Origin of the sequence: Streptomyces atroolivaceus, assembly GCF_000717025.1 — a bacterium.
Taxonomy (GTDB): Bacteria; Actinomycetota; Actinomycetes; order Streptomycetales; family Streptomycetaceae; genus Streptomyces; species Streptomyces atroolivaceus.
Window position 1 is genome coordinate 201,824 of record NZ_JNXG01000010.1, and the last position, 11,684, is coordinate 213,507.

The window sequence follows — 11,684 nt, forward strand, 5'->3', positions numbered from 1 at the left end:
GAAGAAAGTATCCCCATGAAAATTGTCGACGCGAAGGTCCTCGTCACCAGCCCCGGCCGGAACTTCGTCACCCTCAGACTGACGACGGACGACGGGCTCACCGGCCTCGGCGACGCGACGCTCAACGGCCGGGAGCTGGCCGTCGTCAGCTATCTCACCGACCACGTGGTGCCCCTCCTCATGGGTCTCGACCCGCACCGTGTCGAGGACACCTGGCAATCCCTGTACAGGGGTGCCTACTGGCGGCGCGGGCCGGTGACCATGGCCGCGATCGCCGCCGTCGACGTGGCACTGTGGGACATCAAGGCCAAAGCCGCGGGCCTCCCCCTCTACCAACTGCTCGGCGGAGCCAGCCGGGACCGGGTGGGAACGTACGGTCACGCCAACGGCCGTGACATCCCCGAGCTCCTCGACTCGGTCCGGGCACGCCTCGCCGAGGGGTACCCTGCCGTCCGCGTGCAGTCGGGCGTCCCCGGGCTGAAGGCGGTCTACGGTGTGTCGAGCACGGACGAAAGCGGCTCCCCCGTGCTGCACCAGCAGGCCCGGCCGCTGGTGGAGGACTGGGACACCGACGCCTATCTGCGCCACATGCCGACCGTACTGGAGGCCGTACGCGCCGAGTTCGGCCCTGAACTGCCCCTGCTGCACGACGCCCACCACCGGCTCACACCCGTCCAGGCCGCCCGCCTCGGCAAGGACCTGGAGCCGTACCGCTTGTTCTGGCTGGAGGACTGCACGCCCGCGGAGAACCAGGAGGCTCTGCGCCTCGTCCGCCGCAACACCACGACCCCGCTGGCCATCGGCGAGGTCTTCAACACGGTGTACGACTACCAGTCCCTGATCACCGAGCAGCTGATCGACTACGTGCGTTCCGCCGTCACGCACTTCGGCGGGGTCACCCCGCTGCGGAAGCTCTTCGACTTCGCAGCGCAGTACCAGATCAAGAGCGCGATTCACGGGCCCGAGGACATCTCCCCGGTCGGCATGGCGGCCGCCGTCCATCTCGACCTGGCCGTGCACAACTTCGGTATCCAGGAGTACTCGGGTCACACCCCGCTCACCGAGGAGGTGTTCCGCCACGCCTACACCTTCGTGGACGGATACCTGCACCCGGGCGAGGCGCCGGGCATCGGGGTGGATCTGGACGAGGAGCTGGCAGCCGCGCACCCGTACGAAGCGGCCTACCTCCCGGTCAACCGGCTGAATGACGGGACCGTCCACGACTGGTGACCTGCGTGACGAGCGGGTGGACGACGGCGGCTGCCTTGTGGGGCAGCCGCCGAAGGGTCCGGAGGTAGCGGACAGCGGATCCGGACGCCCGGCTCCCGCCGCTGTACTCCGGCCTGCATGCGGTTCCGTTCTCCCTGCCGGCCGCGGTACGGGATGCCGATGGTGGACGGCGTCCGGCAGACGCGTCAGCCCTCGCCGATCACCTCCGCCGGTGCGCGGTCACCACCCACGCGGACGCGAGGCCTGTGAGTCCGCCACCCACGACGATCACGTCGGCGCTCTCCGACGACTCCCCCACCGCCCGCCTTCCCCACTACGGACCGTTCGGACATCGGGACGGCGCATGTCCGCCTTCCTGTCCCGCGTTCACGACTCACCGCCGTCCAGCGTGCGGAGGCACTTGCGTCCACGCACGCGCTCCGGATCGCCACTGCTCCACACCCCCGCTCCCGGCTCGCGCCCTTCTTGGCGACGACCGGCTCCGGCGCGGCCGGGCCCTGTGGAGGTTCTCCGTCACTGAGGGTTCATGACTTGCCTCTCCTATCGTTTATCGATAGATTTTTATCGCAGGTCGATCGAAGGAGAGATGATGGGAAGACTGACAGTGCTCGCACTGCGGGCCGTGCTCGTGCTGCTGCTCACCGGATCGGTGCTCGTGCAGGCCGTGATGGTGCCGCTGCTGGCCATCGACCTGAGGGGCATGGACGCGGACATCGAGTACCTTCGCGCCCCGCTCCTCTCGGTCATCGTGCTGGGCACAGCGGCCGTCGAGGTCGTCCTGATGTGCGTATGGCGACTGGTGACGATGGTGCGACGCGGGACGGTGTTCTCCCACGCCGCCTTCCGGTACGTGCATGTGGTGATCGGCGCGGTGGTGGCAGCCGCCTGCCTCCTCTTCGGACTCGCGGTCCTCCTGGCTCCGGGCGAAGCCGTCGCGCCTGGCGTGGTCCTCCTGGTGGGCGGCGCGGCTCTGGCGGTCCTGGGAGTCGCGCTCGTCGTACTCGTCCTGCGGATGCTGCTCGCCCAGGCCGTCGAGCGTGACGTCGCGGCGACCCGGATGCAGGCCGAGCTGGACGAGGTGATCTGATGCCGATCGCGGTCGACATCGACGTGATGCTGGCGAAACGCAAGATGTCCGTAGGAGAACTCGCGGAGCGCGTGGGGATCACGCCCGCCAACCTGGCGGTGCTCAAGAACGGCCGCGCGAAGGCGGTCCGCTTCGCGACGCTGGCCGCCCTGTGCGAAGTGCTCGAGTGCCAGCCGGGAGACCTGCTCCGCTGGGAGGAGCCTCCCGAATCGCCCGCTGTCTGATCACCTCGGGGGCACCGCCGCCCGGACTGCCCGCTCGCGGTGTTGCGGGTTCCGTGGCGTTCCGGTGCCTCCCTCGCGCGGGGCGGAGCAGTCCCACGGCCCCCCACCACGGGATATGGGCCTGGACACAAGGTGCCGCCGGAGCACGGACAGCCGGGCCGGGAGAAGACGTTGCCGGTGAGGAGGGTGCTGGGGCGGTTGCGGGGTAGTCGAGCCGAGACACCGGCAAACACCGCTCAACAGGGAGGTTCCGTCATGGCGGGCTACGGCACAGGTCCGAGCGGCTGACCGGCCCGCCGGACGTCACGGACCAGGCGATGTTTACGAAGATCGAGGAAGGCAAGGTGACGTAGCCATGAGCACGGCAGAGCGGCAGACCCACGCCAACGACGACTCGGTGAGCGTGCTGGTTTCCCGCGCCTCGCAACAGGTCTCGGAGCTGGTCCGCGAGGAGATGCAGCTGGCCCGGGCGGAGATGACCCAGAAGGGCAAGCGCTACGGGAAGGGCGGTGGCCTCTTCGGCGCCGCGGGCTTCATCGGCATGCTGGCGGCCCAGGCTCTGGTCGCGACCTGCATCGCGGCTCTCGCACTGGCGCTGCCGGTGTGGGCGTCGGCGCTGATCGTCACGGCGGTGCTGGCGGCAGTGGCAGCCGCAGCCGCCCTGGCCGGGAAGAAGCAGATCGCGCAGGCCGGTTCTCCCACTCCCGAGCAGACCGTAGACAGCGTCAAGGCCGATGTGGCCGAGATCAAGGAAAAGGCACACCGATGAACGAAGAGTCCCGCACCAACATAGGCACCCCCGTCCCCGACGCCTCCAACCCCGAGGAGGTACGCGAGCAGGTCGAACGCACCCGCGACGAACTCGGCCGCACCGTCGAGGCGCTCGCCGCCAAGGCGGACGTCAAGGCACAGGCGAAGGAGAAGACGGCCGCCGCGAAGGAACAGGCTTCGGAGAAGGCGGCCCTGATGGCCGACCAGCTCCGGGCGAAGGCGGAGCAGGCCACACAACTCGTCAAGGACAAGACGCCCGATCCCGTCCTGGAGAAGACGGCGCAGGCCGCGGCACACGTACGGGAGACCGCGACCCGGGCAGGACAGTACGCGGCGGAGAGGGCTCCCGACCCGCTGCTCGAGAACGCCGGCAAGGCCGCTTCTTTCGCACGGGCCAACCGGAACCAGCTGCTCGCGGGCGGTGCGCTGCTTGCCGCCTTCCTGCTGGTGCGCCGCGGCCGGGGACGCCGATGAAGGCTTCCAAGATCGCTTACAAACCGGTGGGGCTCGCCCTCGGCGCGGCGAGCGGCATGATCGCGGGTGCCGCGTTCAAACAGGCGTGGAAGATCATCGAAGGCGACAACGACGCCCCCGACGCTCTGGACGAGCACCGTTCCTGGCGGCAGATCCTGCTTGCCGCCGCTGTCCAGGGAGCCATCTTCTCTGTGGTCAAGGCCGCGGTCGATCGCTCGGGCGCAGTGGCCACGCGACGTGTGACGGGCATCTGGCCCGGCTGAACCCGCCGCGGCGCCGGCCCCGTTCCCGAGCGGGCCGGCGCCGCCCGGCCGTGCCGTCGGCCGCCCTTCGGCACCGGCCGGTGGCCAAGGCTCCGGCCGAGGTTTTCGCACAGCCCGCACTCCGGGCCGAGCCGTCTTCGCGGCCTCACCCGGCCCGCGCCCGGCACGCACATGCGCCGCAGCGTCATCGGTCCTCCCCGGGCTCTCTCCCTCCCTCGCTCGAGCAAGGGAGGGCGCCGACCCACCGTGTCGCCTCCTTCCTCCGCCGCGCGACGCGCGTCGCCGGCCGCTCGCGCATCCAGCCTGGTCGATGAGAGAGCTGGGCCAATCCGCCTGGATCGCTCCCGACGGCCGAGGTCGTGGTCGATGATGTCCGTGTGACCCACCGCATCAGCGCTCTGATCTCAGCCTTCGGCGTCCTCGGCAGCGCGTTGCTGCTCGTCGTCGCCTTTCGCGACTACCACTCGGGGGCATCGGTCCTCTGGCTCGGGGCCGGAGCTTTGCTCTTCCTCGGCGCCTCGTACACCTTCGCGCGGGACGTACGGGGGCACGGTCGGCGGGCGTCATGAGGGGCACGCCCCGGTGGTGGCTTCGTCTCCTCCCGGCAGGGCTTGGTGACGTAGTCCGCCACCTCGGTACCGATCTCGGGCACCAACTGGTCCAGCGACTCGCACGAGGCGACACAGAGGACGGGCGGCCTGTCGACCAGGGCGGGGCGGTGGTGGGCAGGTCCTGCAGGTCGGGGATGTCCACGTCCGCGATGATCAGGTCGAAGCGCTGCTCGCCGAGCGACCCCAGAGCGGCAGCTCCCGTCCCGATGGCTTCGACGAGGTAACCCGACGCCCCCAGACGTGCGGCCAGAGACCCTGTGACGCCGTGAGCACTCTGCCGGTGTCCGCTGGTGCCACGGGCGGGTCCGTGCCGCGCGGCGGCCCCGGCGCGGGGGTCAGGTCCTGTACGCCTCAACTATGCGTACGAGGAAGCGGTTTCACCGGAGCAGGCACGAGCAGCCGGCCCCGGCGGGACTCCCGGGAACACTCCTGCCCGGGACGACTGCCTCGTGCCTGCCCGCCCCGCGCTCGCGCCGCGGAGCTTTCGGGCGGACCTCCCGTGCGGAGCGACGGCTACGGCGCTGCCCGGCCTTCGTCCGGCCGGTCGGCATCGAGTTCGGCCGCGCCGTCCTCCCAGCGTCGGCGCCGCTCGCTGAGGGACTGCTCCCACCACGGGGTGCCACGTTCGCCGAGGGCCACCTTCGCCCGGTGCACGCGCCTTCGGGCCAGTCCCTCAGCAGCCGTGTCCCCCTTCCGGCGCGAGACGCCCACCGCACGCCGGGCCGCCATGAGATGACGGCGCAGACCGGCGGCGACGTCCTCGGGGATCTCCGGGTCCGTCGCCCGCCACCGTCGCCCGTGCACCACGATGTACCGGCCGTCGGGCGTCCGCTCCGGCTGCGCAGGATCCATCTGCCCCATGCTGCCCCACACACCTGCGGGGACCGCTCGGAAACGCCGGGCGACGTGCTTCTGGGGAGCCGCCTCCGGGGCAGCTGCCGGCGGTGTGCGGTCCGGCGCGAGCACCAGCCCGGTTGCCCCCTGCGGCCGACTCGGTGCAGTCGTGGCGAGGGACGCGGCATCAGTGCGGACACAGGGGTCGGCGATGACGGCAGCCGAGACACGGCGGGGACCCGGTCGGACGGTCTCGCGACCACTCAGGGCGTGCGGCCGGGTCCTATAGGTTCGGTCCCAGCCCGTCGGACGACGGGCCCGGACGTACACGAGAGGGAGCTCGCATGGCCACCATCCACCGCACCACCATGACGCCGACCAAGCTGGAGCTGCTCACCGGCTGGCTGCCGAGGCAGAGTTGGTACGTGGGGGGCGCGGGAACGCCGGAACTGGCCAGGGCCGGCGGGTTCCGTCTGGACGATCCGGAGGGCGCCGTCGGGATCGAGTTCACGGTCGTGGTGGATGCCGCCGCGCAGGAACCGGTGGCGTACCTGGTCCCGATGGCTTACCGGGGTGCGGCGCTGGAGGGCGTCCCGGACGAGGCGCTGATCGGTACCTCTGAGCATGGGGTGCTCGGCACCCGGTGGATCTACGACGGCGTCCACGACCCGGTCGTGATGGCGCAGTTGGGCGCGCTCCTGCGCGGTGAGGTGGTACCGCAGCATCAGAGCAGGAGCGACACCCCTGACCCGACCGTCACCGTGCGCGATCCCGGCCTCGATGACGGCCTCGGCTTCCAGGTCCACCGTGTCCTGCGGCCGGCGGACGCCGCGCAGGAGTCGTCCGGACGCCTCGTCGCCGGATGGACCTGGCCGGACGGTACGGCTGCACGGGGGGTACTGGCGGCCGTCGCGCCACGGTAGGGCGTCGCGGATCGGGCAGGCCGGTGCTCACGCCGGGGAGTCCGGCCGTCCGCCCCGCGCGGTGACATCAGGACCGCCTGATCGGCATGGGGCCGTCCACCAGGGCACGCCCCATCTGGAACGCGCCGAGGCGGGCGGGGCCGCTCGGTGTACCCGGCGGCCCCGCACGGCACCTTCCCGGCCGTGAGCGCGTGGCAGACTGCCCCGCCGCACTCCGCAGGCCCCTCACCCCCGGAAGGCCGGCGCGGCTCAGCCGAACGAGGTGAGGAATTCGGCCACCGGCAACGCCCGGCCGACGATCCGGGTGTCGCCCATCCAGCCGTAGAAACCCTGGCCGAAGCGCCTGTCGAACTGGGTGGCGCCCAGCACGAAGGGTTCACCCAGAGTCGCGATGCCGGTGGACGGCTGCGAAGGGTTTCGGGCGATCTTCGAACCGTCAACGTACATCACCGTGCGGCGGCCGTCGTTGACGACGGCGATGTGCATCCACCGGCCGACCGGAACGGCGTGGCTCCAGGACGTCGGATCGGCGTCCTGCCGGTGCGGGTAGACGACGAACTGCAGGAAACGTTCGGGCGACAGGTTCAGACTGCAGGTCGGCTCCGACGGCGACCATCCCGTCGTCTTTCCCGCGTCGCCGTTCCGGCCCTCCCAGCTGAGGATTCCCATCCAGCTGTGATCACCCTCGAAGGGCTCCGGCAGCCGGACGAAGGTTTCGATGGTGTAGCCGCGGGTGAACTTCTCGCTGTTCAGCGCGGCCCCGCCCGCGGTGGTGAGGATGGCTCCGCGGTCGGGCCCCCGGCCGCCGTCGAAGCGCAGGCTGGCGTGTGCGGGCTGGCCGGGGTGGTGGTCGTCCGACCAGGTCAGCGCGTCGGGGCCGCTGGAGTGCAGCCGGCTCACCGTCAAGTCGTTGCCGTTGCCGGTCAGGTCCCGGACCAGGACGCCGTCCTCCACCGTCGCCCCCGGCCCTCCTGCCGCACCCGTGCCGGAGGCGTCGAACCGCCAGTAGGCCAGGGTGCCCCGTGGCATCACGGCCGAGGCCGGACGCGGCTTGGGCGGTGCGGACGGGGCGAAGCCGGCGAACCGCGCCTCGAAGTCGACCGAGAGGCTGAACCGCTCGACAGGCCCCGTCAGTTCGACGGTCTCGGCGGCCAGCGGAGGGCGCTTGTCCGAGTCCCCGGCGAGGAACCAGGGTGAGAACGTCTCGACGTCGACGGCGTTGCGCGCCAGGTCGAAACCGTAGGTCCGGATCATTCCGGCACCACCGTAGTAACGGTCCTGGTAATTGGTGATGTGGATGTGGACATCGTTGTCGTAGTCATTGGTCAGGACCGTGCGTCCGGACGGCCAGTAGTGTCCGCCCAACGCCAGGAAGATCTGGTCGTTGCCCTTGACGAGCGCTTCCCACAGGCGCTTGCCGTTCTCCGAGAGCTGGGCCTTTCCGTCGTCCCCGGACCAGGCGATGTCGTGGGTGGTGAGCACCGCGGGCAACGTGGGGTGGGTGTCGAGTACGTTCTGTGCCCACTCCAGGCCCTTGTCGGAGATGCGCCAGTCCAGGGCGAGCACGAGCCACTTCCGGCCGCCGGCCCGCAGGACGTGGTAGCTGTTGTAGCCGTCCGGCGAGGCACCGCCGAAGGTGGGCATGGCGGAGTAGCGCTCCGGTCCGAACGCGGCGAGGTAGGCGGAGTCGCCGCGCTGGTCGTCCGTGGAGGAGCTGACGTCGTGGTTGCCGGCGAGCACGCTGTAGGGCACCTTGCCGTGGAGGGTGCGGAAGGTGTCGGCGGCGAGGGCGATCTCGTCCTCGGTCCCGTGTTCGGTGACGTCGCCGAGATGTGTCATGAAGGCGATGTTGGCCGCCGACCGCTCGTCGACGAGGTAGCGGAAGGTCGCCCGCAGAGGGGCCGGGTCCGCACTGTCGGCGTCGAACAGGTACTGGGTGTCGGGCAGCACTGCCAGCGCGAAGCGCGGGCTCTCGGCGTCGAACCGGCCGCGTGACGTCGGTCCGGCTGCTTCGGCGGCCTGAGCCTGCGCGGTGGCCGTGCCGGCGGCCGCGGCACCGGCCGCCGGCACGGCCACCGCCGCTCGCAGGAGCGCGCGTCTGTCCAGGGGATGGCGGCGGCTGGTCTGTCCCTCTGTGCTCATCGGGGCTCCACGGTTCAGGCATCGGGTGGGATCAGCCCGTACGCTCCTCACCCGTCCTGGCCGTACGGTGACGCCGAGCTGAACACCGGCTGCAATGATCACCATCTGCGCGGCTTGCCCTGCCGCCCGCGGGCAGCGCTCCGGTTCTGACGGGACATCAGGCATGACCGGGAGTTCGGCGTTCCGTGCCCGCCCCCCGTCGACGTTCGTGCGGACGTGCCCCTTCACAGCCGCTCCGGCGCCACACATCCCGTGGCGGGGCACGCCCGATGGCTGCGGCCGGGTCCGTGCACAGTTCCGCGCATGCCGTGGGGCGATCCGCCCGGCTTCCCGGACCCCGCGCGCGTGCACCGGCCAGGGCCCGCTCCCAGCCGCTTTGTCCCGCTACTAGAGAAAGTTGTGTTCCGGTACGTCAAAGGGCTATCTGGCGGGTGCAAAAGCCATTACCTTCCTGACCTGAACCGGACAACAGAACGGGGTGCCCTCCCCTCCCCCCTGTGGGCACCCGTCTCCCGGCGCGACGGCGCGCGCCTGTGCTCCACCCCGGCCCCGTCACCACACGGAGGATTCGCGTGCACAGGAGACCCACCCGGCCCCTCGCGGCGCTCGTATGCACCCTGCTCGTCGCCGCGGGCGCCCTCACCGCTCACCAGAGACCGGCCGAAGCGGCACCGACGGCCGCCGACGAATTCCAGCAGGTCACCCTTGCCAAAGGGGTGGCCGAGACCGGTGAGCCGATGACGCTCGCCGTTCTGCCCGACAGGTCCGTCCTGCACACATCACGGGACGGGACCCTCCGCCTCACGGACGCCGCCGGCGCCACCAAGGTCGCCGGCAGACTGGACGTCTACTCGCACGACGAGGAAGGCCTCCAGGGCGTCGGAGTGGACCCGGGCTTCACCGCCAACCGCTTCGTCTACCTCTACTACGCCCCGAAGCTCTCGACCCCCGCCGGAGACGCCCCCGCGAACGGCTCGGCGGCCGACTTCGCACCGTTCGACGGTGTCAACCGGCTCTCCCGGTTCGTCCTCAGGACGGACGGCACCCTGGACACCGCCTCCGAGAAGAAGGTCCTCGACGTCCCCGCGAGCCGAGGTCTCTGCTGTCACGTGGGCGGCGACATCGACTTCGACGCCCAGGGCAACCTGTACCTCTCCACCGGGGACGACAGCAACCCCTTCGCCTCCGACGGCTACACCCCCATCGACGAACGGCCGAACCGCAACCCCGCCTACGACGCCCAGCGTTCGTCGGGCAACACCAACGACCTGCGAGGCAAGGTCCTGCGCATCAAGGTCGACGCGGCCGGCGGCTACTCCATCCCGTCGGGCAACCTCTTCGCTCCCGGCACCGCGAGGACCCGGCCCGAGATCTACGCCATGGGCTTCCGCAACCCCTTCCGGATGAGCGTCGACAAGCCCACCGGCATCGTGTACCTCGGCGACTACGGACCCGACGCGGGGACCGCGAACGCGTCCCGGGGGCCCGCGGGACAGGTCGAGTTCAACCGGATCACCAAGGCCGGCAACTTCGGCTGGCCCTACTGCACCGGCAGGAACAGCGCCTACGTCGACTACGACTTCGCCGGCTCGACGTCCGGCTCCGCCTTCTCCTGTGCCGCGCCCAGGAACACCTCGCCGAACAACACGGGCCTGACCGACCTGCCCCCGGCCCAGCCCGCCTGGGTCCCCTACGACGGCGGCTCGGTGCCCGAGTTCGGCAGCGGTTCGGAGTCGCCCATGGGCGGCCCCGTGTACCGCTACGACGCGGCGTCGGCCTCGGCCGTCAAGTTCCCCGAGAGCTTCGACGGCGACTTCTTCGCCGGTGAGTTCGGCCGCAAATGGATCAAGCGCATCGAACAGGGTTCCGACGGGACCGTGCAGTCCATCAACGCGTTCCCGTGGCAGGGCACCCAGGTGATGGACATGGCCTTCGGTCCGGACGGGGCGTTGTACGTCCTCGACTACGGCACCGGTTACTTCAACGGCGACGCCAACAGTGCGCTCTACCGGATCGAGAACGTCACAGGAGGGCGCTCACCGCTCGCCAGGGCCGCGGCGGACCGGACCTCGGGGAAGGCCCCGCTCGCGGTCCGGTTCTCCTCGGCCGGAAGCTCCGACCCCGACGGCGACCCGCTGAGCTACGCCTGGAAGTTCGGCGACGGCACCACCTCGACGGCGGCCGACCCCTCGCACACCTACACCGCCAACGGCCGCTACACCGCGGAACTGACACTGTCCGACGGGACCGGGAACACCGCGACCGCCTCGGTCGTCGTCACCGTCGGCAACACCGCACCCACCGTCAGCCTGGAACTCCCGGCCGACGGTTCCATCATCGACCCGGGCGCCGCCGTCCCCTTCGAGGTGACCGTCACGGATCCCGAGGACGGCACGATCGACTGCTCCAAGGTCAAGGTCACGTTCATCATCGGCCACGACAGCCACGGCCACCCCCAGACATCCGCCACCGGCTGCTCCGGCACCGTGCAGACCATCGCCGACGGTGAGCACGACCCCAACGCGAACATCTTCGGCGTCTGGGACGCCGAGTACACGGACAAGGGCGCGAACGGTCAGCCGGCCCTGACGACCCACGACCAGAACATCAGCCAGGGCAGCAAACGCCAGGCCGAGCACTACGGCGGCTCCGCGGGCGTGACGGTCATCGACAAGGCGACGGCGAACGGCGGGAAGACGGTCGGGAACATCGACAACGGCGACTGGATCTCCTTCAAGCCGTACATCCTCGGCAACGCCACCTCCCTGACCGCGAGGGTCTCCTCCGGCGGTGGCGGAGGCACTCTGGAGGTACGTGCCGGTTCCCCCACCGGGACCCTGCTCGGCTCCGCGTCCGTCCCCGTCACCGGGGGCTGGGAGACCTTCCAGAACGTGTCGGCGAACCTCACCGACCGCCCCGCCGGCACCACCACCCTGTACCTCGTCTTCAAGGGCGGCAGCGGATCGCTCTTCGACGTCGACGACTTCACCTTCACCACCGCCGGGGCTCCCGCTCGCAGTGGCCAGATCACCGGCATCGGCGGCAAGTGCGTCGACGTCGCGAACGGGGCGAGCGCCGACGGGACGCAGATCCAGCTGTGGACGTGCAACCAGTCCGCGGCCCAG

Annotated in this window: 11 protein-coding genes; 9 read left to right on the plus strand and 2 right to left on the minus strand. The window is 70.5% G+C overall.

Annotated features, from left to right (window positions below):
* The first annotated feature begins 15 nt into the window (after positions 1–15).
* The 7 genes from manD (at position 16) to OO67_RS20760 (ending at position 4,618) form a co-directional block, all read left to right on the plus strand.
* Complete coding sequence (gene manD, locus OO67_RS20730) at positions 16–1,230, plus strand: D-mannonate dehydratase ManD (RefSeq protein ID WP_033302527.1); 1,215 nt, start codon at positions 16–18, stop codon at positions 1,228–1,230.
* Positions 1,231–1,819: 589 nt separating this feature from the next.
* Positions 1,820–2,317, plus strand: coding sequence for a DUF2975 domain-containing protein (locus OO67_RS20735; RefSeq protein WP_033302557.1), 498 nt, complete (start codon positions 1,820–1,822; stop codon positions 2,315–2,317).
* The gene (locus OO67_RS20740; protein WP_033302528.1) at positions 2,317–2,541 is read left to right on the plus strand and encodes a helix-turn-helix domain-containing protein; all 225 of its coding nucleotides are present in this window, start codon (positions 2,317–2,319) and stop codon (positions 2,539–2,541) included. The genes OO67_RS20735 and OO67_RS20740 overlap by 1 nt, the downstream gene beginning before the upstream one ends.
* Before the next feature lie 355 nt (positions 2,542–2,896).
* Positions 2,897–3,310 (plus strand): phage holin family protein, encoded by a 414-nt coding sequence (locus OO67_RS20745; RefSeq protein WP_033302529.1) that lies wholly within the window; start codon positions 2,897–2,899, stop codon positions 3,308–3,310.
* Positions 3,307–3,786 carry a DUF3618 domain-containing protein gene (locus tag OO67_RS20750; RefSeq protein ID WP_033302530.1) on the plus strand — a complete coding sequence of 160 codons (480 nt, stop codon included), beginning with the start codon at positions 3,307–3,309 and terminating at the stop codon, positions 3,784–3,786. Before OO67_RS20745 ends, OO67_RS20750 begins: the two co-directional genes overlap by 4 nt.
* A complete protein-coding gene (locus tag OO67_RS20755) occupies positions 3,783–4,049 on the plus strand; it encodes a DUF4235 domain-containing protein (RefSeq protein WP_033302531.1) in 267 nt (88 codons plus the stop codon). Before OO67_RS20750 ends, OO67_RS20755 begins: the two co-directional genes overlap by 4 nt.
* Positions 4,050–4,426: 377 nt before the next feature.
* Positions 4,427–4,618 carry a hypothetical protein gene (locus OO67_RS20760; protein WP_033302558.1) on the plus strand — a complete coding sequence of 64 codons (192 nt, stop codon included), beginning with the start codon at positions 4,427–4,429 and terminating at the stop codon, positions 4,616–4,618.
* Positions 4,619–5,173: 555 nt separating this feature from the next.
* Here the strand turns inward: OO67_RS20760 and OO67_RS20765 are convergent.
* On the minus strand, positions 5,174–5,512 hold the full coding sequence (locus tag OO67_RS20765) for a hypothetical protein (RefSeq protein WP_033302559.1): 339 nt from the start codon (positions 5,510–5,512) through the stop codon (positions 5,174–5,176).
* A 326-nt stretch (positions 5,513–5,838) separates the two neighbouring features.
* Between OO67_RS20765 and OO67_RS20770 the strand changes: the two genes are divergently transcribed.
* Positions 5,839–6,417, plus strand: coding sequence for a maltokinase N-terminal cap-like domain-containing protein (locus OO67_RS20770; RefSeq protein ID WP_033302532.1), 579 nt, complete (start codon positions 5,839–5,841; stop codon positions 6,415–6,417).
* Positions 6,418–6,666: 249 nt separating this feature from the next.
* On the opposite strand, the gene OO67_RS20775 is transcribed toward OO67_RS20770, so the two are convergent.
* Positions 6,667–8,559 (minus strand): LamG-like jellyroll fold domain-containing protein, encoded by a 1,893-nt coding sequence (locus tag OO67_RS20775; protein WP_033302533.1) that lies wholly within the window; start codon positions 8,557–8,559, stop codon positions 6,667–6,669.
* 572 nt (positions 8,560–9,131) lie between these two features.
* Here OO67_RS20775 and OO67_RS20780 point away from each other — a divergent pair.
* A partial coding sequence (locus OO67_RS20780; RefSeq protein ID WP_033302534.1) for a carbohydrate-binding protein occupies positions 9,132–11,684 on the plus strand: 2,553 nt, incomplete at its 3' end.

Excerpts from the sequence above, each read along its gene's own strand:
- manD (WP_033302527.1), top strand. The coding sequence starts at position 16 with ATGAAAATTGTCGACGCGAAGGTCCTCGTCACCAGCCCCGGCCGGAAC.
- OO67_RS20735 (WP_033302557.1), top strand. The coding sequence starts at position 1,820 with ATGGGAAGACTGACAGTGCTCGCACTGCGGGCCGTGCTCGTGCTGCTG.
- OO67_RS20740 (WP_033302528.1), top strand. The coding sequence starts at position 2,317 with ATGCCGATCGCGGTCGACATCGACGTGATGCTGGCGAAACGCAAGATG.
- OO67_RS20745 (WP_033302529.1), top strand. The coding sequence starts at position 2,897 with ATGAGCACGGCAGAGCGGCAGACCCACGCCAACGACGACTCGGTGAGC.
- OO67_RS20750 (WP_033302530.1), top strand. The coding sequence starts at position 3,307 with ATGAACGAAGAGTCCCGCACCAACATAGGCACCCCCGTCCCCGACGCC.
- OO67_RS20755 (WP_033302531.1), top strand. The coding sequence starts at position 3,783 with ATGAAGGCTTCCAAGATCGCTTACAAACCGGTGGGGCTCGCCCTCGGC.
- OO67_RS20765 (WP_033302559.1), bottom strand. The coding sequence starts at position 5,512 with ATGGATCCTGCGCAGCCGGAGCGGACGCCCGACGGCCGGTACATCGTG.
- OO67_RS20770 (WP_033302532.1), top strand. The coding sequence starts at position 5,839 with ATGGCCACCATCCACCGCACCACCATGACGCCGACCAAGCTGGAGCTG.
- OO67_RS20775 (WP_033302533.1), bottom strand. The coding sequence starts at position 8,559 with ATGAGCACAGAGGGACAGACCAGCCGCCGCCATCCCCTGGACAGACGC.